Source organism: Nocardiopsis nanhaiensis (assembly GCF_054778635.1).
The window spans coordinates 30,448-51,643 of record NZ_BAAGZJ010000018.1; the positions used below are offsets into that span (position 1 = coordinate 30,448).

Below are 21,196 nucleotides of genomic sequence, written 5' to 3' on the forward strand. Positions count from 1 at the left end.
TCTGCACCTCATTCGAATCGGACGGAAACGGCACCGAGCCCGGAGAACTCGGCGCGGAAGGTCTCGCCGGGCCGCACGTCCACGGCCCGCGTACAGGAGCCGGGGAGGATGACGTGGCCGACCTCGAGCTTCACCCCGAAGCCAGCGACTTTGCGGGCCAGCCAGGCAACGGCCCTGGTCGGATCGCCGAGTACCGCCTCGGTGCTGCCGCTGGCCGTCTCGACGCCGTCGCGGTACAGGACCGCTCCGATGTCGGCCACGTCCCGCTCGCGGGGCGGCAGCCGGTCGGTGCCGAGAAGCACCCCGGCGGAGGAGGCGTTGTCGGCGACCGTGTCGACCAGCCCGATCTCCCAGTCCCTGATCCGGCTGTCGATGAGCTCGATGGCGGGCACCACGTACTCCGTGGCGGCCAGCACGTCCTCCTCGGTGCACCCGGCGCCCGGCAGGCCGGAGCCGAGCACGTAACCGATCTCCACCTCGATGCGCGGGAAGCAGTAGTCGCCGGCCGCGACGGGGGTACCTTCCGAGAGAGCCATGGTGTCGAGCAGGTGGCCGTAGTCGGGCTCGTCGACGCCCATCATCTGCTGCATGACCGGTGAGGAGAGGCCGACCTTGTGGCCGATGACCCGCTCACCGGCGCCGGTGCGCCGCCGGATGTTGTGCAGCTGGATCTCGTAGGCGTCGACCACGTCGATACCCGGGTAGGTGTTGGTCAGCGGTGCGGTCGGGTCCCGGTCCCGTTCCGCCGCCCACAGCAGGTCCGCGGCGGACACCCGCTGTTCCGGTTCCAGCATCCAATGCCTCCTGGTCGGTCGAACCGTGCTCGGCCCCGTCGGGCCCACGGCTCAAGTTGTCAGGGGCGCCCCGGGCGGGGGACCCCGTCTCCCGGTCAGTGGGAGCCGCCCTCAGCGGGGGCGTTCTCAGCCGTCGTAGGTGATCCGGAGGCGGTCGCTGACCGGGACGGCCTGGCACGCGAGGACGATGCCATCGGCGAGGTCCTGCTGGTCGAGGACCTCGTTGCGCTCCATCTCGACCTCGCCGTCCAGGACCACGCAGGCGCACGCACTGCACGCGCCCTCCCGGCACGAGTAGGGCGCGTCCAGCCCGGCGTCCAGGAGGACGTCGAGCAGGCGGCTCCTGCGCGGCCAGGACAGGGTCTGCTCCTGTCCGTCGAGCTCGACCTCGACCGTGCTGGTCGGACCCGAGCTGTCGACGGGTTCGGCGGGCCCGGCGAAGGGATCGGCGGTGAGGGAGAAGAACCGCTCCACGTGGACGTGTCCGGGGGGCATCCCCAGGCCGGTGAGCTCCTCGTCGAGGAAGGCCATGAACCGTTCAGGTCCGCAGACGAACGCCTGCCGGTCCGTGTGCTGGCGGGCCAGGGTCCGGACCGCGGCCGCGGTGGGGCGGCCCTGGAGGGATTCCAGCCAGTGGACGACGGTCAGCCGGTCCCCGTACTCCTGGGCCAGCCCGGTGAGCTCGTCGCGGAAGATCACCGACGCCTCGTCCCGGTTGGCGTACGCCAGCGTGACCTCGCCCGACCCCGCGTGAAGGAAGGACTTGAGGATAGACATGATCGGCGTGATGCCGCTGCCCCCGGCGAAGAGCAGCAGGTCCCCGTGCAGGCTGTCCGGTGTGAAGGTGCCGGAGGGCCGCAACACCTCGAGGACGTCGCCCTCGCTGACGTTGTCGCAGATCCAGTTGGAACCGTAGCCGCCCTCGGTGCGCTTGACCGTCACCTTGGGCGGTTCCCCGCACAGCGGGGAGCTGGCCAGCGAGTAGCAGCGCGCTGCCGCTCCCCCGTCCCCCTCGCCCGCTCCGTACCCGTCACCCTCGGCGGCCGGTATCCGCACGGTGAGGAACTGGCCGGGAAGGTAGCTGAACCGGTCCCCCTCGGCGGGCTCGAGTACCAGCGAGTGCGCCTCCGCGGTCTCCCGAACGACCTCGACCACGCGCACCTTGAGCGCTCCCGGCTGCGTCATTGGCTCTCCCCCTCTTCCTCAGGGCCGTGTACGGGCGGATCGCTGGTCGGCTCCGGTGTCCTGGGCGGAGGCGGAGCCGGCACCCCGGCCTTGGTCGGCGCCTCGGGCTGCGCCGGAACGCGTGCCCGCGGCGTGCCTGGCGGCGAGGTATCCGAAGACGAGGGCGGGACCGATGGTCGCCCCGGGCCCCGCGTACTCGTTGCCCATCACCGCCGACGACGTGTTCCCGGTGGCGTAGACGCCCTCGATCACCGTGCCGTCCGCGCGCAGGACCCGGCCGTGCTCGTCGGCCGCCAGGCCGCCCTTGGTTCCGAGGTCACCGACCTCGATCCGGACCGCGTAATAGGGTGCCCGGTCGATGGCGTCCATGTTGGGGTTCTTCAGCGTGGGGTCGCCGTAGTAGCGGTCGTAGGCGCTGTCACCGCGGCCGAAGTCCTCGTCCTTGCCCGTACGCGCGAAACCGTTGAACCGGTCGACCGTCTCCGACAGCGCATCGGCGGGCAGACCGACCTTCTCCGCGATCCCGGCGATGCTGTCCGCGCGGTGGACCAGCCCCTTCTCGTAGAAGGCGTCCGGGATCGGCGCCCCCGGCAGGATCTGGGCGAACGGGTACCGGCTCCGCGCCTTGGCGTCCATGACGAACCACGCAGGCACGTGCCCGCCCTCGACCTGGTCGTGCACGAAGTTCACGTAGGGAGAGGACTCGTTGGTGAAGCGCCTCCCCCGCGCCGAGACGATCACCGACGGCGGGATGCAGCGCTCGGACACCAGCGGGATGGTCGCACCGGCGGGATGGCGGACCGCCGGCATCCACCAGGCGTCGTCCATGAATTCCAGGGCCGCTCCGATCCGCTCACCCGCACGGATCCCGTCACCGGTGTTGTCCCGGCTCCCCATGCTGAAGTCCGCCCGCGCGCCACTCGGCAGGTGCGCGTCGCGCATCTCCTGGTTGTGGTCGAACCCGCCCGTGGCCAGGACGACACCGTGCCGGGCCCGCACGCGCACCGGCGCGCCGTTCCGCTCGACCACGGCACCGGTGACCCGCCCCGCGTCGTCGACGACCAGGTCGGTCATCGGGGCGCGCAGCCACAGAGGCACGCCCGCGTCCTTCAGAGCCATCCGCATGCGCGCGACGAGGGCGCGCCCCCCGGTGGACATGTGGCGCCGGCGGACCAGGTTGGAGGCGACCCGCCACGCGGCGACGAGCGAAGCCCGGCGTCCGCGCCAGGTCCGCTTGACCATCGCGAGGTCGCGGTAGTCCTTGGCGGTGATCCACAGGCCGAGCGGGCCCTTCATGTTGTTGGGGTGCTGGTACCGCTCGTCCTCCCCGAGCTTGCGGGTGTCGAACGGTAGGGCCTCGACGGAGCGGCCCAGGGGGCGGCCGCCTTCGAGCTCGGGGTGGTAGTCGGCGTACCCGCGCACCCAGAAGAAGCGCATCCACTTGCTCCGGCCGAGCATCTCCATCACGGCCGGGCCGTGGTCGACGTAGGCGTCGAGGCGCTCGGCGGGCACGCGCCCCTCCGTCAGGAGGTCGAGGTAGCGGCGGACGGAGGCGCGGCTGTCGTCGTGGCCCTTGGCGCGCAGCGTCGGGTTGTTCGGGATCCAGATACCGCCGCCCGAGAGCCCCGTGCTGCCCCCGAACCTCGACCCCTTCTCGACGACGAGGGCGTCGAGGCCGTCGGCGGCCGCGGTGAGCGCGGCGGCCATACCGCCCGCGCCGCTGCCCACGACGACGAGGTCGTGCTCGACGTCCCAGCCGGTTTCGACTCGTTCCGCGTCGGGCCGCTGCGTTTCGGCGCTCATGTCCTGTCCTTCCCGGTGAGCCCGTCGTTCTCAGTCAGCCCGTGCTTGTCAGTCAGGAAGGCCAGGACCGCGCTCTCCCAGGCGGCCTTCTGCTCGACCATCACCCAGTGACCGCAGTCGGGGAAGACGTGCAGCTCAGCGTTGGGCATGGTCCGCATCGGCAGGAGCGCCATGTCGAGCGGGCTGACCCGGTCGTCACGCCCCCAGGTGAGGAGCGTTCTGGCCTTGACCTTGTGCAGCATCGCCCAGTACGGGGGATGGTCCGAGCGCGCCGCTGCCTTGTTCCGGGCGGCGAACGCGGCCCTGCCGTACATCTTCCGCGCGCTGGCGAGCGTGTCCGGGTCGGTCGCCTGCTGCCAGCGCTCCTCGATGAGTTCCTCGGTCACCATGGCCGGGTCGTGGACCATGGAGTTCAGCCAGCGGACGAGCGACTCCCGCGTGGGCTGCTCGGTGAACTCCATCAACAGGTTGATGCCCTCGCCCGGTCCGGGGCTGAACAGGTTTCTGCCGATGCCGCCGATGGTGACCAGTCGGCGTACCCGGTGGGGATGTCCCATCGCCACGCGGGCGGCGACGATCCCGCCCATGGAGTTGCCGATCACGTCCACCCGGTCGAGGCCGAGCCCGTCGAGGAAGCGGATCACCGCCTCGGGTGCGGCCTCCATGGGGTGGGCGTCCGTGGGGTCGCTGACCCCGAAACCCGGAAACTCCAGCACCAGGCAGCGGAAGTGCTCGGCGAACGCGGCGAGGTTCCCCCTGAAATTCCGCCAACCGGTGACCCCGGGACCGGAACCGTGCAGCAGGAGCAGGGGCGGCCCCGCACCTGCCTCGTGGTAGCGGAGCACCCCGTCGTCGGTCGGGAGCTCCCGCAGTGTCGACTCATAGCTCAGATCCGTGGTCATCGTCCGCCTCGGTCGATAGGAATGTCAGCTTCGGCGAACGTAGTGCGGACGCGGCCGCGTGAGCGGAACGATCCCGATCAGCGGGATCCCCGCCAGCACCGACGGCGTTTCAGGGCCGGGAACGGAGTCCGTCCGATCGGGTGCCGGCTCCCTTCCACTCAACGAGATCAACCCGCCCACGGCACCGCCCGAGCGTCCTACGTTTGTGCTCCGTTCGGACCCAGCCCGCGGCAGCGGCCCAGAACCCGAGGTGAATCCCATGCCAGTCGAACCGGATCTCACGGCCTCCCCCGCGTCACCCGCGTCCCGGGTGTCAACCGCGTCCGCCGCGGCACCCGAGGCACCCGCTTCGCAGGCAGGACGCAGCGAGCCCACCCCGCTGGAGTACCGGCGCGCGATCGGCGCGTTCGCCAGCGGGGTCACCGTGGTCACGGGCGCCGACGCGGACGGCCCCGTGGGCTTCGCGTGCCAGTCCTTCGCGTCGGTCTCCCTGGAACCGCCGATGGTCCTGTTCTGCGTGGGCCACCACAGCCGTTCCTGGCCGCGGATGCGCACTTCGGGCCGGTTCTGCGTGAACGTGCTCAGCGAGGAGCAGGACGACGTGTGCGCCCGGTTCGGGTCCAGCAGGGGCAGGAAGTTCGAAGGGCTCGACTGGGACATGTCGCCCTGGGGCGCCCCGGCGCTGCCCGGCGTCCTCCTACGGGTGCACGCCCAGACCCACGACGTGCACGGCGCTGGGGACCACGACGTGGTCATCGGCCGTGTGCTGGCGGTGGAGCAGGTCACGCACCAGCGGCCGATGCTGTTCTTCCGAGGAGAGTTCGGCCTCGACGGGGACGACGCCGTCTGGCCGGACGGCGCGGGCCTGTGGGGCTGGGGAGACCGCTGGGAGTAGCTTCACATCCACTCGCCGGTCTCCCCTACCTCCAAGAGTCGGTCCAAGGTCTCCGCGGACCAGCTCTGGCCCGCGTCCGACCTGCACCGGCCCGCCTGCTGCGCATCCGTGGCCGGGAACAGGCCGCGCGAGACCTGCCGCGCGGCGTCCACGACGAGTGGGGCGATCTTCTCCAACGGGGTCCGGGCGTCACCGACCAAGGAGATGCTGGCCACGGCCCGATCCGGTCCCCGGACGGCCGCGGCGACACAGGCGATGTCGGGGAAGCACTCCCCGCGCTCGAACGCCAGCCCGTTGCGCTGCCTGATCCGGTTCAGCTCCTGGTGCAGGATGCTGAGCTCCCCGATCGTCCGGTTGGTCATCCTGCTGATGTCCGTGCCGATGCGGGCGTCGACCTGCTCCGGTGCGAGCAGCGCCAGCATGGCCTTCCCCAGCGCGGTCGAGTGGGCCGGGGCCCGGCCGCCCACCCGGGAGGGGACCGACGTCGCGAAACGTCCGCCGACCTTGTCCAGGTAGTACACGTCCGGCCCGTCGAGCACCCCGAGGTGGACCACCGTCCCCGTCCTGATGTGGAGCTCGTGGAGCAGCGGTGCGGCCGCCTCCCGGATCTCGCCGAAGCTCCCGTCGGGGCCGCCGAGCCCCAGCGCGCGCTGCCCCAGTCCGTAACCGAGAGATGTGTGGTCGAGCCACCGCAACCGCACGAGCTGGTCGAGGATCCGGTGCGCCGTCGACCGGGGCAGCCGGGTGCGGCGCGCGACGTCTTCGAGGGTGAGCCGGGTGAACGTCCCGATGAACTCGTCCATGATCAGGGTCATCCGCTCGACCATCGACGCCGGGAGCTCCGGGCGTTCGGCCGACGGGGGCTTCGTCGCGGTGCGGGTCATGGCCATGAACCCTCCAGCCTCAAAACTGAAATGAATTCTTAAAATGGAAGCTAACAGTGATCAGGCCCACAGGGAAGACTTGTGGTCGAAGTCGGTACGTCCTCGCACAGTGCAGCGCCTTCCACTGATCGGGACACCGCCCGCCTCAAGCCCCCGATGGGGCTAGAAACGGTTCTGAAGTTCGGTTCACTTACGGCGAGAGAGGAGGACCCGGATGCGGATCGGGATCGTCACCCCCGTAGTGGCCCAGCCACCGGGCGCACACTCGGAGTGGGAGCACCACGCCGGGATCGAGGAGATCGGCGACACCGCGGCGGCCGCGGACCGGCTCGGCTTCCACCACCTCACGTGCAGTGAACACGTGGCCGTCCCCACCGAGGTGGCCGTGGAGCGGGGATCCACCTACTGGGATCCGCTCGCAACCTTCGGATACCTCGCGGCACGCACGAGGACGATCCGGCTGGCCACACAGGTCCTCGTGCTCGGCTACCACCACCCGCTGGAGATCGCCAAGCGCTACGGCACGCTGGACGCGGTCAGCGGCGGACGGCTGACCCTCGGTCTCGGCGTGGGCAGCCTCAAAGAGGAGTTCGAACTGCTCGGCGCGCCCTTCGACGACCGCGGGGCCCGGGCCGACGACGCCATCGCCGCGCTGCGCACGTCGCTCTCCCAGCGGAGCCCGCGGTACCACGGCACCTACTACGACTTCTCCGACTTCGTGGTCGAACCCCACGCACGGCAGGAGAGGGTCCCGTTCTGGATCGGCGGGCGCACACCGCGCTCCCTGCGCCGAGCGGCGGCCCACGGGGACGGGTGGGTCCCGTTCGGCCTCTCCCACACCAAGCTGGGCGAGATGCTCGCCGCCGCGGACCTGCCCCCGGGCTTCGAGGTCGTGCTGGGCGCGGGCCGCAACCTCGAACCGGCCGACGACCCGGACGCCGTGGGACGGGCGTTGCGCAGCGTCGAGAAGGCGGGCGCGACCATCGCGAGCGTGGGCCTGGCGGCCACGTCAGCCGAGCACTACGTCACCCAGCTCGAAGCACTGCGCACCCTGGGCGACAGTCTCGGTTACGCCTTCGGGGAGGCACCGTGAACGACAGCGACCGGCGCCTGTCACGCCTCGAGGAACGCCTGCGGGCCGCGGAGGAAGGCCTGCGGACCCTGGCGGACGAACGGGAGATCACCCGGCTGATCCTCTCCTACGGGCCGCTCGTCGACAGCGGCACCGCGGAGGCGGTCGCCGACCTCTGGGAGCAGGGCGGCGTCTACGACGTGGACACGCTGCCCATGGAGGGCCGGGACCAGATCGCGGCCATGGTGCGCTCGGCCAGCCACCGGGAATGGATCTCCGGCGGCTGCGCCCACTTCCAGGGGCCGCCGCACGTCACCGTGACCGGGGACCGGGCCGTCGCCGCCTGCTACTCGCTGATGGTCGTGCACGATCCCGCGGAACGGCGGTTCCGGGTGCACCGCGGTACCGCCAACCGCTGGGAGCTGCGCAGAACTCCGCAGGGGTGGCGGGTCACGCGGCGGACCAGCCGTGTCCTCGACGGCCGGGCGGAGTCCCCCGACCTCCTCCTCGGCGCGCTCCGCGCCCAGGACCCGGACACACCGGAGCCGACACCCGCCCGGACACCTCCCCGCTGACCGCCCCTTCGGTAACTGGCCGGTGTTCGCCGCCTACCGCCCTACGGCACCCGCCTCAGCGCTGTTCAGCCCTGCTCGTCCAGAGGTGGGACCGCCTCGTCGTCCGGGACCGGGCCGGGCGGGGTCCCCTGGCCGAAGGGGCTGCCGCCCAGCCGCTCCCGGCCGTGCTCGGTGAGCCATCCGCGCGGCTCGGGCCCCACGGCGACGATGCCGGTCGGGTTGATGGCGGTGTGTACCCGGTAGTAGTGGACGCGGATGTGTTCGAGGTTGGTGGTGTCGCCGAAACCCGGGGTCTGGAACAGGTCGCGGGCGTAGGCCCACAGCGCGGGGTACTCGATCAGTTTCCGGCGGTTGCACTTGAAGTGGCCGTGGTAGGCAGCGTCGAAGCGGACCAGGGTCGCCCAGAGCCGCAGGTCGGCAAGGGTGATGTGGTCGCCCACCAGGTAGCGGCGATCGGTGAGGCGCTCCTCCAGGGCGTCCAACCGTTCGAACACGCCGGTGACCGCCCGGTCGTAGCGCCGCTGGTCCGGTGCGAAGCCGGAGCGGTAGACCCCGTTGTTGAGGTCCTGGTACACCTGCGCGCTCACCGCGTCGATCTCCTCGCGCAGCGCGGCCGGGTACAGGTCCGGGGCACCCTCCCTGGCCAGGCCGTCCCATTCGGTGGCCATGTCCACGCTGAGCTGGTCGTAGTCGTTGGAGACCAGGTGCCCGCTGGCCACGTCGACCAGGCCGGGCACGCTCACGCCGCCGTCGTAGCCGGGGTCCCGCGCCAGGTAGGCCTCGCGCAGCGCGTGGATACCGAGCACCGGGTCCCGGCCCCCGGGACTACCGGTCTCCTCGGTGAACACCCAGTGCGGGTCGCCCTCGATGATCTCCTGGACCGGGTCGGTGACGGCAAGCGAGACGGCGCCCTCCAGCCCCATGAGCCGTCGGGTCATCACCACCCGGTGCGCCCACGGGCAGGCCCGGTTGATGACCAGCCGGTAGCGCCCGGGTTCGGCGGTCCGGTCGAAGCGGCCGTCCGCGGTGACCCGGTCGGCGAAGGCCGCCGGGTCCCGCTTGATCTCCTCGGTGGGAAGCTGATTGGCCCGCATACCGGTGACCTCCGACGCACTGGAAACTGGTTCTGGCCCGATCCTAAGTCCCGGGCGGGCGCCGGAGGCGGTTGTCCACAGGGCGATCTCAGTCTTTGGTGCACACGTAGTAGTTGTTGAACGGGTCGGTGTCGATACCCTTCACCTCCACCTCGTCGAAGCCCGCCTCGGTGAGCATGGCGAGGGCCTTCTGCTCTCCCCAGGCCGTCCCCAGCCCGTCACCGTCCAGAGCGAGGGACACCGTCATGCAGTGCATGAGCGACACCGTGTAGAGGAAGGTCCCCCAGGGCAGGTCCATGTTCTCCTGCAGCTTGCTGGAGGACCTGATGTCGACCATCAGGAACCTCCCTCCGGGCCGCAGCGCCCGGTGGATACCCGAGAGCACCTGTCCGGGGTGGGCCTGGTCGTGGATGGAGTCGAAGGCCGTCATGAAGTCGAACGACTCCTCGACCCCCAGGTCGGCGACGTCGCGCAGCTCGAACCGCACGTTGTCCAGGCGCATCGCGTCCGACTCGCCCCGCGCGAACGTGACCCCCTCCTCGGAGAAGTCGTATCCGGTGAACCGGCTCCGGGGATAGGCGCGGCCCATAACGTTCACGGCGTGGCCGCGGCCGCAGCCGACGTCGGCCACGTCGATGCCGAGCGCGAGCCGTTCGGTGAGACCCTCCACCAGGGGCAGGGTGGCGTCGATGAGTGAGGCGTCCACCACCTCGCCGCTCTCTTCGGCCATGACCTCCTGGAAGCGGGGGTAGGAGCTGTAGGGCACCCCGCCGCCGCGGCGGAACGCCTCGCCCACCTGGTCCTCGACCAGCGCGAGCATGGGAAGCATGCCCACGAACCGGGAGAGGTTGTCCGGACCGGCCGCTCGGGTCAGACAGGCCGCGTGCTCGGCGGGCAGGAGGTAGGTGTCGGCGAGCGGGTCGTACTCGATCAGCCGGGCGATGGTCGCACCGCTCAGCCACTCGCGCACGTAGCGCTCGTTCAAGCGCGCGGCTTCGGCGACTTCCGCACAGGTCATGGCGCCGCGGCCAGCCATGGTGTCGAACAGGCCCAACCGGTGGCCCAGGCTGCAGGTGAGGGTGGCGCTGCCGCCCTCCAGGATGCCGATCATCCGACCGGTGAACGCTTCCACCTTGTCCTGGTCCAGCTCCGGCCCGGTGGTTTCGGTGGTCATCACGGACTCCTTCAGTGAAGGGAGGTGGTCCCGCGCGAGCGCAGGCTGTCGACCTGGTCGACGCCGAGGGTGGCCTGGGCCCGTGACCTGCCCCGCTGCTCTCAGGGCCGCTTTCGGTCAACTTGGATAACCGGATATTTTACGCCTGGTTCCCCCGCTCCCCAAGGGTTCGGGAGGCATCCGAACGACGATGGCCACGTGCGGCCAACCCGGTCCGACCGGTCGCGGCTGCCCCCGACACCCGTCGGTCTCAGGACCGGCCGAGCAGACTCCGCACGCTGTCGTCAGCGACGTGCGGATACTCCCCGTACCACCGGTCGGCCTCCTGGAAGTCGTCCGGCGCCATCAGGCACACGACCTGGTCGCACAGTTCAGAAAGCGAGCGAACCGCCTGCTGTTCCCCCACCGGTGCCGCCAGCACCAGGGACGCCGGGGACCGCTCGCGCAGCGCCGTCAGCGCGGCCCGCGCGCTCATCCCGGTCACCAGCGCGTCGTCGACGACGATGACGTCCATGCCCTCGATGTCGAACCCGGGTCCTGACCCCCGGTAGGCCGTCTCCCTGCGCCGGACCTCCTCCCGCCCGGACGCGACCGTCCCCTCCAGGTCACCCTCGGACAGGCCGAGTACGTCCAGGGAAGCGCGCTCGAAGTGCGCCGGCCCCGCTGCCGTGACCGCGCCGATGGCCCGGTCGGGGTTGCGCGGCGAGGGGACCCGGTGGACGACCAGCGCGTCCAGCGCCCCGCCGAGCGCGTGCGCCACGCGTTCCGCGACCGGCACGCCCCCGGGCGCCAGCCCCAGCACCAGCAGGCGGTCGCGGTCCACCCCGACCAGCACCTCCGCCAGGCGGTCCCCCGCCTCCTCCCGGTTCGCGAACATCTGCCTCACCCCGTTCCTCGTACGCCCCATGCAGGGGCCCTCTCCGCGGCGCTACCCGGAACCTGGGGTCACACACGTGGGGGAGCGGACGTCCCCCGGATCGAGCGGAGTTCGGCCACGACCTGGCGGGCCACCGTGCGGCCCGCGCGGTTGGCCCCGATCGTGCTCGCCTGAGGACCGAACCCCGCCAGGAACAGGCGCGGCTCGCGCGCCGAGCGCCCGTTCTCGACCCGCACTCCCCCGCCGGGTTCGCGCAGGCGCAGCGGAGCCAGGTGCGTGAGTTCGGCGCGGAACCCGGTGGCCCAGATGATGGCGTCGACCGGCTCGAACGAACCGTTCGGCCAGCGGACCCCGTCGGGTTCGATCGCGGTGAACATCGGCCGCGCCACCAGCAGGCCCCGATCCCGCGCCGCGAGGTTCTCCGGGGTCGCGGGCAGCCCGGTACCGCTGATGATGCTCGGCTGCGGCCGCCCCGACTTGGCGGCCTCGTCCGCCCGCTGAACGGCCCGGATCCCGCCCTTGGGGTCGTCGGCGAACTCCACGGGCCGACGGGTGGCCCACACGGTGCCCGCGGCCACGCCCTCAAGTTCGCGCAGGAACCCGACCGCGGACGTGCCCCCGCCCACGACCAGCACCCGCTGGTCGGCGAAGTCCCCGGCGGCACGGTAGTCGGGGGTGGAGATCTGCACGCCGCGGAAGTCCGCTGCACCGGCGAAGTAGGGGCGGAAGGGCCTGGCCCAGGTCCCGCTGGCGTTGACGAGCACCCGCGCGGCGATGTCGCCCTTGTCCGTCGAGACAACGAACGCCCCGCCCTCGTCGCGAACCCGGTTCACCGCGACCGGCCGCACCACGTTCAGGCCGAAAGCCCGCTCGTAGCGCGCGTAGTAGTCGCGCACCACGTCTCGGGCGGGCCGCGTGGGATCAGCGGTGTCGAAGCTCAGCCCGAGCTCGCGCATCCCGGGCAGGTCGTCGACCTTGTGCGCGTCGTCCAGGCGCAGCGACTCCCAGCGGAACTGCCAGGCACCCCCGGTGTCGGGTCCCCGGTCCACCACCACGAAGTCCACACCCGGTTCGAGGCCCAGCCGCCGCAGGTGCCAGGCCACCGAGAGCCCGGCCTGCCCGGCCCCCACCACGACCACGTCCGCCGCCCCCAGCAGAGCGGATCCACGGACACCCGCCATGGCCCTCCTCCCGTCGTCCATCGACACTCAAGAACAACGGGAGCCACCGGTTCATGCCGGAACCGGATGCCGGTCAGCGCACACCGCGGTGCCCGATCCACAGTGAGACCGGGCGGCGCATGGTGAACGGACCGGAGTCTTCGACCGACGCGAGTACGCGCGCGCGAAACTCCGCTCTCCGCTCAGCGGGCAGGTCATCGAGGAAAGCGCGGCTTCCGTGCGTCAGCAGCCACCGCCACAGCGTCTCACCGTCGGGCACCGGCAGGGCCGTGGTGACCGTCGTGCCGGTGACATTCGCGAACCCGGCCTCGGTGAGCAGGTTCCGGGGGTCGTCGATCGGCTTCCCCATTCCGCCTCCCGGAGGCAGGTGCCGACCGAACTCCGTGAACAGAGCGGGGAGGGGGTCCTCGTTCTCTCCGGTCTCAGCCGCTGGTTCCCCGTCCGGGGAAGGCCCCGGGAGGGTGAGCGCGAGCCATCCCCGCGAGGTCAGGACGCGCCGCGCTTCGGCCAAGGCAGTAGGGGGTCGTCCAAGAGGTGCAGGACGAAACCGGAGACCACCGCGTCGAAGTGCCCGTCCGGGAACTCCAGACGGTGGGCGTCCATCAGACGGGCGGTTTCGAACCGCGGGTCGTCGGAATGGGCTTCCCTGGTCCGGGCGACCATTGTGGGGGCGGCATCGATCGCCGTGACCAGGCAGCCCCGGTCCAAAGCTCGGTTTGTGAGGGCGCCGTGCCCCGCACCGAGATCGAGCAGTCGGAGACCGGGCCTGAGGGGCAGAGCGGCGGCGGTCGCCTTCGCGGTCTCGGCGAAGAACGGCAGTACCTCGTCGTACTGACGGGCTACCCGGTCGAACAGTTCGATGTCTCTAGCGGTCATGCGAACGGATTCTCGCAGGGACAGTGGCGCCCGGCATCTGGTTATCCCGCCCGAATGGGCGGTTGCGTCTTGGGCGAACCCCGCGTGCGAGCGCCCTCCGGTTCATGCCGGGGCGAGGCCGACCGCGGCACGCATCAGGCGGCGGGCTCGGGCGGGGGCGGCCGGGTCCTCCAGCAGTTGGATCTCCTGGTTCGCGGCCATGGACAACCCGACGAGCGCCGTAGCGAGATCTTCCGGGTCCGCCCGGCCGGAAAGCCCTTGGGCGCGGGCTTCGGTGATTTCGGCGACCAGGAAGCGGCGCCACTGGTCGGCGACCGTGCGGATCCGGTCACGGAGCGGGCCGGGGCGGTGGTCGAGTTCGGAGGAGGCCGCGGTGACGAAGCACCCTCCCGGGAACGGGCAGTCGGCCAGGTAGTCGATCCACAGGTCGAGGAGGCGGCCGACCCTGGCCGGTCCGGGCGGGGTGCCGTCCAAGGGTGCCGGGACCGCCTCGCGGAAGACCTCGACCGCCCGGTCGAGCGTGTCCCCGAGGAGGGCCTCGCGGGATCCGAAGGGCCCGACCACCCCGGCCTTGCTCATCCCCACGTCGCCCGCGAGGGCACCGACCGTCACGCTCGCCAGGCCGTGGCGTGAGGCGCGGTCCACGGTGGCGTCGAGAATGCGGGCGCGCGAGCGGGCGGCCTCCGCCGTCGATTTCCTGGGTGCCATACCCGTATATTAACTTACGACCGTTCGCTATTTTGGAGGTCCGACGAGCTTACGGAGTACCCATGAGCGATCTGTTCCAGCTGGACGCGGCCGCAGTGACGTTGACGGGGCACGAGGTCCTGATGGTTCCGGCGGCATCACGGGCCGCACCGACCCCCTGTTCGGGCTGGGACGTGCTGGACCTCGTCCGCCACATGAACGACCAGCACGAGGCGGTCGCCGCCGGGGTACTGCCCGCGCCGAACGGCCTCTCCGGGGACCCCGTGGCGGACTTTCCCCGCTACGCCGCACGGTGGCTCGTCGCGCTCGACCACGCAGGGGACACCGTGCACGTGCCGATGGTCGGCGGCAAGGTCCCGGTCGAACGGGTCCTCTCCGTCCACCTGGTCGACATGCTCGTGCACCGGTGGGACCTGCTGTCCGCGCTGGGCCTCGACCGCCCCGCACCGGACGAGCTCGTCCGGGCCGCCCTGCCCGTCGCCCGCTCCATCACCGGGCCCGAAAGCCCGCTGAGCGGCCCGGACGGCGTCTACTCCCCGCCCCTCCCCGAGGAGTCTGAGCTATCCCCCATGCAGAACCTCGCCGCACTCCTGGGCCGCGATCCGCGGTGGTGACCCGGCCCAGACAGCGGGGTCGACGCGTCCGCGCCGCCCCTCAGGGCACCAGCCCCTCGATACGGCTCGCGGCAGCGATGGACGACTCGGACCGGGACAGGAGAGCCACGACCGACCCCGGCCCCCGGTGCAGCGCGGTCACGCGCATCCCCCTCTCGTACGGCTCGTCCCCCGGGGACAGCCGTTCGTCCTCGTCCGCCGCCAGGTGGATGCGGGCCCGCTCCCCCTGAGCGGTCTCCTCGCCGAAGGGCGCGACAACGACGTCCGCTCCACCGATAGGTACGAGGGCCGCGTCGTCGACAGCGGTCGCTCCCCGCAGGTGCGCCCGCGGGATCCCGTCCTCCCAGAGGGACTGGTCGACGGCCAGGTCCGCTGTCGCGACGGTCTCTGCGGACGCGTCGGCGCGGTAGTACCGCACCGGGTCACCATCCTCCAAAAGGAAGGCCCCAGCGGTGTCCGCGTCCAGGAGAGCCGCAGCGGAGGACCCGCCCGGCCCCAGCTGTTCGGGGATGCCCGGCACCTCCTCGCCAGTGGCGGGATCGAACAGCGCGGTCGCACCCGCCCAGTCGCTGTGGCGCACGGCGACCACCGGCTCGCCGCCCCCCGACGAGCGGTCGGCTGGGACCAGCACAGGCTCCTCGGTGCCAGCACCCTCCCGCTCCCAGCTGTGTTCCCATACCTCCTCACCCGATTGAACGTCCACGGCCACGAGCGTGGCGGCGGTTCGGGTATCGGGATCCTCAAGCACCTCGCTGCGGTCGCCGTGCCCGTCCACAGCATCGGAGTCCACACATCCGATCTGCACGACCATGCGGTCGGGAAAGGGCACGATCCCGCGGGTACCGCACCCGGAGCCGTACTCGTCGGGGTCGAACTCGCGGGACCAGTTCCACAGTCCCGCACCGGTGCGGGTGTCCGTGGCGGTCAACTCCACCGACCCGCCCTGGGACGAGCTGAACCACCGGTCGATGTCGACTTCGCCGAGGCGTGTCCGGGACGATCCGCCGCGCTCCGGGGCTTCCTCGGCGTACTCGTCGACGATCGCTCCGGTGGCGGGGTCCAACACCGTGACGGTCCGCTCAGGTGCGTCGTCCGACACCCTCTCCGGGGGCGTGTGGCGCACATAGACCCGGCCGTCGTCCACCCACGCTTCGGACCACACCTCGTGGTCGTCGTCCCGCGGGCGCCGGAAGGACCACAACTCCTCCCCCGACCGCCCGTCCAGCGCGACCGCACCGTCCGCCAGGAGCAGCACGGGACCGTGCGGTCCGGTCCGTACCCCCGTGACCCAGGTGTCCTGAGGGGGTTCCCAGGACCAGCCGACCCGGGTCACCTCACCGGGGACCGGGGCGGGTTCCCCAAGGCCCTCGGCCACGGTGTGAGGTTGCCTCGGGTACAGGTACAGCCCCGCCAGGGACACGGTGAGCACCACGGCCAGGGCTCCTGAGGCGAGGAAGGGCAGTGATCCGCGCCAGGGACGCGGCTCGACCGGGCCCGGTGAACCCAGCATGAGCAGCAGCCCTACGGGCACGGCGCAGGCGGCCAGCCAGATCCCCGTGGCGCGTGGCGCGTGGCCGTAGGCGTCAGGGTTCTCCTCCATACCGAGGAGAAGATCGGCGGGGAAGGCCGTGTACGCCAGTGCGGTCGCGAGTGCGAGGGCGACCGTCACCCAGAGCCGGAAGGACCGGCGCTGTCTCCGCCGCCGCCGCTCGACTGCTTCCGGCGGCTCACCTGGGCGGGCGTCGGAAGTCGTCCACGCGGTGTCCCAGCGGACCCCGCCGAAGAGAGCAACCACGGCCAGCAGACCGGCTAGGACCCAGGCACCCTCCATGTCCCAGTTGCCGCCCTCACCGGCGTTCAGGAACAGGACCGCGACCGCCATGAGCACGGACCCACCCAGAGTCCCCGTACCGGCCCAGGCCACAGCACGCGCCCACCGTCGTCCGGCCGTACTCGCCGGACCACCCATACGCCCTCCTCAACCGCGGCAAGCCCGGAGCCGCCGCGGTTGTCGGCGGGAGAGGGCTCGCGGTGCGCCAGCCTAACAACGCCGGGTGTCACGGGCGGCGGCGCGGGATCACCACGGCGGTCAGCACCGCGGTGGCCAGCAGGACCGCGGCGGCGGACCCGATGGCCGTGGTGTACCCCTCCACGGCAGCCTCCGCCTGGCCCGCCTCGCCGCTTCCGGCCAGGTATGCGGCGGTGGTCATGGCGGCCACGGTGTTGAGCAGTGCGGTGCCCATGGCCCCGCCGACCTGCTGAGCCGCGTTGACCATGGCCGATGCCACCCCCGCGTCGGCGTGGTCGACCTCCGCGGTGGCCGTGCTCATCGCAGGCATCATCACCAACCCCAGGCCCAGGCCGATCGCGAGCTGTGCCGGGAGCAGGAACGCCGGGTAGACCGCGTGGCCGCCGACCCCCAGTTGGGTGAGCCAGGCCATTCCTACGGCGCCGAGGAGCAGACCGCCGACAATGAGCGGGCGCGGCCCGCTCCGGTGCAGCAGCAGGGCGGCGATCACGCTGGAGCCGACTACGGTCGCGGCCGTGAGCGGCAGGAACGCCAGCCCGGCCCGGATCGGCGAGTACTCCAGGATCACCTGCATGTAGTAGGTGATGAAGAGGAAGAACCCGAACAGGGCGACCTGGGACAGTGCGACGGCGAGGAACGATCCGCCCCGGGCCCGGTGGGTGAGCACGTGCAGCGGCAGCAGCGGCCGCGGGGCACGGGCCTCGACGCGCACCAGCAGCACCAGGAGCATAACTCCGCCCGCCAGCAGCGCCACGACGACCGGGGCGGTCCAGCCATGCTCCTCCGCTTGGGCGAAACCGAGGACGACCGCGGACAGTCCGGCACAGCTCAGCACGGCCCCGGGCAGATCGAGGCGGCCGACGTCAGCGGGCATGCTGGGCCGGACGGCGGCCAGCGCACCCAGCAGGGCGACCAGGGCGATCGGGACGTTGACGTACAGGCACCAGCGCCAGTCCAGGTACTCGGTGAGCAGGCCTCCGAGCAGGAGACCCAAGGCGGCCCCGCCCCCGGAGAGCGCGCCGTAGACGCCGAAGGCCGTGCCGCGTTCCTTGGGGTCCTCGAACGTCTTGCTCAGGAGCGACAGCGCCGCCGGGGCGAGCAACGCCGCGAACACGCCCTGCAGGGCCCGGGCGGCGAACAGGACAGGGCCGTCGGGAGCGGCGCCGCCCAGTATCGACGCTGCCGCGAAGCCGACCAGCCCGACCAGGAGGATCCGCCGGGTTCCGAAGCGGTCGGCGATGCGCCCGCCCAACAGGAGCAGGCCACCGAAGGCCAGGACGTAGGCGGTGACGACCCAGTGGCGGCCACCGTCGGAGATGCCCAGGTCGGCTTGGGCGGAGGGCAGGGCGATATTCACGATGGTCGCGTCCAGGACCACCATCAACTGCACCAGCCCGATCACCGCCAGCGCCCACCAGCGGCGCGGATCGGGTGGTTCGTGGGCCGAGTGCGGGGGTTCGGAACGGGATCCCACCCCCTCATCCCCCTCCGGGTCCTTCGGGATCTTCGGCGTGCGGCTCGGATCGCGGTCCATGGGTCCCTCTCACGACAGCAAAAGAACAGTGATCGCAAACCCGATCAATGATCGGAATGGAGATCAATGTACTACACTGGTCGGCATGGAAAACGAAGCAGCCCGCTCGCGGTCCGCGAGCTCCGAGCCCACCGCGGCCCCCGCTTCCGGCACGACCGGCGCGGGACGGGTGTGGCTACGTTCGGAGCGGCCGCGCAAGGAACGCGTGACCCGGGAACGCATCGTGGACGCCGCGCTGGCACTCCTGGACGAGGAAGGCGCCGAGCGTTTGACCATGCGGCGCCTCGGCCAGCGCCTCGGAACCGGTTCCACGACGCTGTACGGCCACGTCAGCACCAAGGATGATGTGCTCGATCTGGCCCTGGACGCCGTCTACGCGGAGGTGGCTCTTCCCGCCGAACCCGGCGCGGACTGGCGGGACGACATCATCGCCTTCATGGAGAACTGGCGCACGGCCCTGCTGCGCCACCCGTGGTCGGCCGCCCTGCTGGGCCGTCCCATGCTCGGTCCCAACATGCTCGCAAGGGAGGAGTACCTCCACTCGGTGCTGGCCGACGCCGGGTTCACCCCGCCCGAGCTCAACGACACGGCCTACGCCCTGTCCAACTACGTCATCGGCGCCACACTCATGCAGGCCTCGTGGCACAGTCAGGAGGCCGGGGCCCGGAAGGCGGCGGACGACCACGTCCAGGCCAACAGCGACCGCTACCCGAGCCTGGCCCGGCACCGCAGCGTGGCCGACACGGACTGGGGCGCCAGCTTCGCCCACGGGCTGGAGTCCCTCCTCGACGGGCTCAGCTCCCACGCCAGAACCGACACGGAGCGCTGAGCCGGACGGCCGACGACGCCGGGCGGCGGGGGCACCGGTAAAAACCGCTCGCCGCCGCCCGGACGTACACCTACGGTCGGGCCAGGCGGGACATGAGCGCGGCCAGCGCCGCCTTCACCCCGGTGGACAGGGTCGGCTCCATCACCGGCGCGAACTGGGGCGAGTGGTTGCTCGGGACCGGCTCGCCCGAGTCCACTACCTCGTCCGGCATCCCGCCAAAGAACCAGTACACGCCGGGCACCCCGATCGCGTCGGGCAGCAGACCGAAGTCCTCGCTGCCCATCTGCGCGGGCCGGTCCATGACCCGGTCCTCGCCCAGAGCCCCGGCGAGGGCCCCGCGCACGGCCTCGGTCTCCGCGGGGTCGTTGTGGAGCAGCGGGAAGTTGTACAGCTCTTCGATCTCCGGTTCCGGGGCATCCGAGGCCGCCGCTTCGGCCGCGATGACCCGGCGCAGCGCCGCGAGCACCCGCTCCCGGACCTCCGGGTCGAGGCTGCGCACGTTCAGGGTGAACTCGGCGGAGGCCGGGATGATGTTCTCCTTGAGCCCCGCGTGGAACGTGGCGACCGTGACGACCGTCGCCGACTGCGCCGCGACCTCCCGCGAGGTCACGCTCTGGATGCGCACGACCATGTGCGCGGCGATCACCACAGGGTCGATCGCCTCCTCCGGCCGGGACCCGTGACCGCCCCTGCCGTGCACCGTCACCCGCCAGGAGTCGGCCATCGCCATCGCCGGGCCGCTGGACAGTTCCACGCTGCCGCTGCGGCCGCCCCACACGTGCTGGCCGTAGACGACCTCCGGCCGCGGCGCGCGGTCCCACAGCCCGTCCTCGACCATGGCCTTGGCGCCGGCCGCGGTCTCCTCACCCGGCTGGAACAGGAACACGACCGTGCCCGCCCACGACCCCGGGCTGGCGGCCAGCCTGGCGGCCGCGCCGATCGCGCAGGTGACGTGGGTGTCATGGCCGCAGGCGTGCATGACCGGGACGTCGGTGCCGTCGGGGAGCGCGCCACGCGCCGTGGAGGCGTACTCCAGGCCGGTCTCCTCTGCCACGGGGAGGGCGTCGGTGTCGGCTCGGAAACCGACCACGGGGCCGTCGCCGTTGCGCAACAGCGCGACCACCCCGGTCCCGCCGCATCGGAAGGTCTCGCACCCCAGGGCGCGCATGCGCTCCTCGATGAGCTCCGCGGTCCGGTGCTCCTGCATGGACAGTTCGGGGTTGCTGTGCAGGTGCACGTACAGCTGGTGCAGCTCGTCCCGCAGCTCGTCGGTGAGGTGTGCGACCGATTCCAACGTCGACAATGGTGCTCCTAGGGTTCCGGCGGCGCGGTTCGCGGGTTCTCCCTTCACGGGTTCCTCCGTCACGGGGTCGCCCGGACCGCTCCTCGTGGGTGTTCGGTACTCGTGTATCAGGACTGGTCATTGGGGCCCGGGTCCGGGTCGGATTTCGACGGCGACTCCCCACGACGGTTACGCAGTACCCAAGCCAGCACCACGGTGAACAGGACCACCAGGGCAGTGGAGAAGTTGGTGAACATCTCACCGAACAGGGGCGCGAGACCCACCTGGAAGACGAGGGCGACCAGGATGGCGATCACCGTGATCCGGGGCTGTTTGGCGTAGGCCGCGAGCTGCACGACCACCGCCCCGATGATGGCTGGGAAGATGTATTCGCGGGAGACCTCGACCACGGACTCAGGCAGCTGACTGACCAGCCAGGTACCCAGGAATCCCACGAAGACCAGGAGCGAGACGATGTGCACGATGGCCGCGCCGGCGATCGCCATCACCGCGCCGAACTCCGCCCGCCGCGTACCCGGTTTGGCGTCGATGGTCTGCTGCGCCACGATCGCGGCCGGTACCAGCTTGTTGGAGATGTTGCCGATCATGAACGCCTGGTACATCGCGGCCGGGCCGAGCACCGGGTAGTAGGTCAGCGGCTCGATCACCCACATCACGCCGTAGACGGCGGCCACGGCGAGGAACGCGGTGAGCAGCCCCCACGACGTGAACTGCATGTCGGTGCCGAAGATCAGGTAGAGCGGCCCGGCCATGGAGAAGACCAGCGCCACGAGCATCGTGGCCCGGCCCCACCGGGACGTGGTGCGGTCATAGGCCGCGTAGGCGGTGTCCGCCTGAGTCGATCCGGTTCCCTGTGACACGTCTGCT

The 21,196-nt window shown here is 71.3% G+C and carries 21 protein-coding genes; 5 read left to right on the forward strand and 16 right to left on the reverse strand.

Annotated features, from left to right (window positions below; all coding sequences use genetic code 11):
- Positions 1-8: 8 nt before the first annotated feature.
- From ACYVD1_RS11150 to ACYVD1_RS11165, 4 genes are all read right to left on the reverse strand, one after another.
- Positions 9-794: a 2-keto-4-pentenoate hydratase gene (locus ACYVD1_RS11150; RefSeq protein WP_460771036.1), complete on the reverse strand. Its 786-nt coding sequence runs from the start codon at positions 792-794 to the stop codon at positions 9-11.
- Positions 795-920: 126 nt separating this feature from the next.
- Positions 921-1,979, reverse strand: coding sequence for a 2Fe-2S iron-sulfur cluster-binding protein (locus ACYVD1_RS11155; protein WP_460771039.1), 1,059 nt, complete (start codon positions 1,977-1,979; stop codon positions 921-923).
- Positions 1,980-1,997: 18 nt separating this feature from the next.
- On the reverse strand, positions 1,998-3,782 hold the full coding sequence (locus ACYVD1_RS11160; RefSeq protein WP_460771042.1) for an FAD-binding protein: 1,785 nt from the start codon (positions 3,780-3,782) through the stop codon (positions 1,998-2,000).
- Positions 3,779-4,684, reverse strand: a complete 906-nt coding sequence (locus tag ACYVD1_RS11165) for an alpha/beta fold hydrolase (RefSeq protein WP_460771044.1) — start codon at positions 4,682-4,684, stop codon at positions 3,779-3,781. The genes ACYVD1_RS11160 and ACYVD1_RS11165 overlap by 4 nt, the downstream gene beginning before the upstream one ends.
- Positions 4,685-4,943: 259 nt before the next feature.
- Here ACYVD1_RS11165 and ACYVD1_RS11170 point away from each other — a divergent pair, with 259 nt between their 5' ends.
- On the forward strand, positions 4,944-5,579 hold the full coding sequence (locus tag ACYVD1_RS11170; RefSeq protein WP_460771046.1) for a flavin reductase family protein: 636 nt from the start codon (positions 4,944-4,946) through the stop codon (positions 5,577-5,579).
- Positions 5,580-5,581: 2 nt separating this feature from the next.
- Here the strand turns inward: ACYVD1_RS11170 and ACYVD1_RS11175 are convergent, their stop codons facing one another.
- Positions 5,582-6,469 (reverse strand): IclR family transcriptional regulator, encoded by an 888-nt coding sequence (locus ACYVD1_RS11175; protein ID WP_460771048.1) that lies wholly within the window; start codon positions 6,467-6,469, stop codon positions 5,582-5,584.
- Positions 6,470-6,677: 208 nt separating this feature from the next.
- Here ACYVD1_RS11175 and ACYVD1_RS11180 point away from each other — a divergent pair, with 208 nt between their 5' ends.
- Together ACYVD1_RS11180 and ACYVD1_RS11185 are read left to right on the forward strand one after the other, a co-directional pair.
- The gene (locus ACYVD1_RS11180; protein ID WP_460771050.1) at positions 6,678-7,556 is read left to right on the forward strand and encodes an LLM class F420-dependent oxidoreductase; all 879 of its coding nucleotides are present in this window, start codon (positions 6,678-6,680) and stop codon (positions 7,554-7,556) included.
- On the forward strand, positions 7,553-8,110 hold the full coding sequence (locus tag ACYVD1_RS11185; protein ID WP_460771053.1) for a nuclear transport factor 2 family protein: 558 nt from the start codon (positions 7,553-7,555) through the stop codon (positions 8,108-8,110). Before ACYVD1_RS11180 ends, ACYVD1_RS11185 begins: the two co-directional genes overlap by 4 nt.
- Positions 8,111-8,175: 65 nt before the next feature.
- On the opposite strand, the gene ACYVD1_RS11190 is transcribed toward ACYVD1_RS11185, so the two are convergent.
- The 7 genes from ACYVD1_RS11190 to ACYVD1_RS11220 all read right to left on the reverse strand — a co-directional run bounded on the left by ACYVD1_RS11190 (position 8,176) and on the right by ACYVD1_RS11220 (position 14,020).
- Positions 8,176-9,204, reverse strand: coding sequence for a glutathione S-transferase family protein (locus ACYVD1_RS11190; protein WP_460771056.1), 1,029 nt, complete (start codon positions 9,202-9,204; stop codon positions 8,176-8,178).
- 88 nt (positions 9,205-9,292) lie between these two features.
- Entirely contained in the window at positions 9,293-10,378 is a 1,086-nt protein-coding gene (locus ACYVD1_RS11195; protein ID WP_460771060.1) for a class I SAM-dependent methyltransferase, read from the reverse strand.
- 250 nt (positions 10,379-10,628) lie between these two features.
- Positions 10,629-11,255: a phosphoribosyltransferase gene (locus tag ACYVD1_RS11200; RefSeq protein ID WP_460771063.1), complete on the reverse strand. Its 627-nt coding sequence runs from the start codon at positions 11,253-11,255 to the stop codon at positions 10,629-10,631.
- Between the two features lie 68 nt (positions 11,256-11,323).
- Positions 11,324-12,436 carry an FAD-dependent oxidoreductase gene (locus tag ACYVD1_RS11205; protein WP_460771066.1) on the reverse strand — a complete coding sequence of 371 codons (1,113 nt, stop codon included), beginning with the start codon at positions 12,434-12,436 and terminating at the stop codon, positions 11,324-11,326.
- Between the two features lie 73 nt (positions 12,437-12,509).
- Positions 12,510-12,785, reverse strand: coding sequence for a hypothetical protein (locus tag ACYVD1_RS11210; RefSeq protein ID WP_460771068.1), 276 nt, complete (start codon positions 12,783-12,785; stop codon positions 12,510-12,512).
- A gap of 137 nt (positions 12,786-12,922) precedes the next feature.
- Entirely contained in the window at positions 12,923-13,312 is a 390-nt protein-coding gene (locus tag ACYVD1_RS11215) for a class I SAM-dependent methyltransferase (protein ID WP_460771071.1), read from the reverse strand.
- A 102-nt stretch (positions 13,313-13,414) separates the two neighbouring features.
- The gene (locus ACYVD1_RS11220; protein WP_460771073.1) at positions 13,415-14,020 is read right to left on the reverse strand and encodes a TetR/AcrR family transcriptional regulator; all 606 of its coding nucleotides are present in this window, start codon (positions 14,018-14,020) and stop codon (positions 13,415-13,417) included.
- 62 nt (positions 14,021-14,082) lie between these two features.
- On the opposite strand from ACYVD1_RS11220, the gene ACYVD1_RS11225 reads away from it, so the two are divergent.
- Entirely contained in the window at positions 14,083-14,634 is a 552-nt protein-coding gene (locus ACYVD1_RS11225) for a TIGR03086 family metal-binding protein (protein WP_460771076.1), read from the forward strand.
- 40 nt (positions 14,635-14,674) lie between these two features.
- Here ACYVD1_RS11225 and ACYVD1_RS11230 read toward each other — a convergent pair whose 3' ends face one another.
- Together ACYVD1_RS11230 and ACYVD1_RS11235 are read right to left on the reverse strand one after the other, a co-directional pair.
- Positions 14,675-16,603 (reverse strand): PQQ-binding-like beta-propeller repeat protein, encoded by a 1,929-nt coding sequence (locus ACYVD1_RS11230; RefSeq protein WP_460771078.1) that lies wholly within the window; start codon positions 16,601-16,603, stop codon positions 14,675-14,677.
- An 88-nt stretch (positions 16,604-16,691) separates the two neighbouring features.
- Positions 16,692-18,197: an MFS transporter gene (locus ACYVD1_RS11235; protein WP_460771080.1), complete on the reverse strand. Its 1,506-nt coding sequence runs from the start codon at positions 18,195-18,197 to the stop codon at positions 16,692-16,694.
- Positions 18,198-18,282: 85 nt separating this feature from the next.
- Between ACYVD1_RS11235 and ACYVD1_RS11240 the strand changes: the two genes are divergently transcribed.
- Positions 18,283-19,026: a TetR/AcrR family transcriptional regulator C-terminal domain-containing protein gene (locus ACYVD1_RS11240; protein ID WP_460771082.1), complete on the forward strand. Its 744-nt coding sequence runs from the start codon at positions 18,283-18,285 to the stop codon at positions 19,024-19,026.
- A 70-nt stretch (positions 19,027-19,096) separates the two neighbouring features.
- Here ACYVD1_RS11240 and ACYVD1_RS11245 read toward each other — a convergent pair whose 3' ends face one another.
- Together ACYVD1_RS11245 and ACYVD1_RS11250 are read right to left on the reverse strand one after the other, a co-directional pair.
- Complete coding sequence (locus tag ACYVD1_RS11245; RefSeq protein WP_460771084.1) at positions 19,097-20,329, reverse strand: amidohydrolase; 1,233 nt, start codon at positions 20,327-20,329, stop codon at positions 19,097-19,099.
- A 107-nt stretch (positions 20,330-20,436) separates the two neighbouring features.
- On the reverse strand, positions 20,437-21,189 hold the full coding sequence (locus ACYVD1_RS11250) for a hypothetical protein (RefSeq protein WP_460771086.1): 753 nt from the start codon (positions 21,187-21,189) through the stop codon (positions 20,437-20,439).
- Positions 21,190-21,196 lie beyond the last annotated feature (7 nt).

Excerpts from the sequence above, each read along its gene's own strand:
- ACYVD1_RS11175 (WP_460771048.1), bottom strand. The coding sequence starts at position 6,469 with ATGGCCATGACCCGCACCGCGACGAAGCCCCCGTCGGCCGAACGCCCG.
- ACYVD1_RS11230 (WP_460771078.1), bottom strand. The coding sequence starts at position 16,603 with ATGGGTGGTCCGGCGAGTACGGCCGGACGACGGTGGGCGCGTGCTGTG.
- ACYVD1_RS11215 (WP_460771071.1), bottom strand. The coding sequence starts at position 13,312 with ATGACCGCTAGAGACATCGAACTGTTCGACCGGGTAGCCCGTCAGTAC.
- ACYVD1_RS11225 (WP_460771076.1), top strand. The coding sequence starts at position 14,083 with ATGAGCGATCTGTTCCAGCTGGACGCGGCCGCAGTGACGTTGACGGGG.
- ACYVD1_RS11200 (WP_460771063.1), bottom strand. The coding sequence starts at position 11,255 with ATGTTCGCGAACCGGGAGGAGGCGGGGGACCGCCTGGCGGAGGTGCTG.
- ACYVD1_RS11235 (WP_460771080.1), bottom strand. The coding sequence starts at position 18,197 with ATGGACCGCGATCCGAGCCGCACGCCGAAGATCCCGAAGGACCCGGAG.
- ACYVD1_RS11150 (WP_460771036.1), bottom strand. The coding sequence starts at position 794 with ATGCTGGAACCGGAACAGCGGGTGTCCGCCGCGGACCTGCTGTGGGCG.
- ACYVD1_RS11160 (WP_460771042.1), bottom strand. The coding sequence starts at position 3,782 with ATGAGCGCCGAAACGCAGCGGCCCGACGCGGAACGAGTCGAAACCGGC.
- ACYVD1_RS11205 (WP_460771066.1), bottom strand. The coding sequence starts at position 12,436 with ATGGCGGGTGTCCGTGGATCCGCTCTGCTGGGGGCGGCGGACGTGGTC.
- ACYVD1_RS11210 (WP_460771068.1), bottom strand. The coding sequence starts at position 12,785 with ATGGGGAAGCCGATCGACGACCCCCGGAACCTGCTCACCGAGGCCGGG.
- ACYVD1_RS11190 (WP_460771056.1), bottom strand. The coding sequence starts at position 9,204 with ATGCGGGCCAATCAGCTTCCCACCGAGGAGATCAAGCGGGACCCGGCG.
- ACYVD1_RS11180 (WP_460771050.1), top strand. The coding sequence starts at position 6,678 with ATGCGGATCGGGATCGTCACCCCCGTAGTGGCCCAGCCACCGGGCGCA.
- ACYVD1_RS11240 (WP_460771082.1), top strand. The coding sequence starts at position 18,283 with ATGGAAAACGAAGCAGCCCGCTCGCGGTCCGCGAGCTCCGAGCCCACC.
- ACYVD1_RS11195 (WP_460771060.1), bottom strand. The coding sequence starts at position 10,378 with ATGACCACCGAAACCACCGGGCCGGAGCTGGACCAGGACAAGGTGGAA.
- ACYVD1_RS11165 (WP_460771044.1), bottom strand. The coding sequence starts at position 4,684 with ATGACCACGGATCTGAGCTATGAGTCGACACTGCGGGAGCTCCCGACC.
- ACYVD1_RS11220 (WP_460771073.1), bottom strand. The coding sequence starts at position 14,020 with ATGGCACCCAGGAAATCGACGGCGGAGGCCGCCCGCTCGCGCGCCCGC.
- ACYVD1_RS11170 (WP_460771046.1), top strand. The coding sequence starts at position 4,944 with ATGCCAGTCGAACCGGATCTCACGGCCTCCCCCGCGTCACCCGCGTCC.
- ACYVD1_RS11155 (WP_460771039.1), bottom strand. The coding sequence starts at position 1,979 with ATGACGCAGCCGGGAGCGCTCAAGGTGCGCGTGGTCGAGGTCGTTCGG.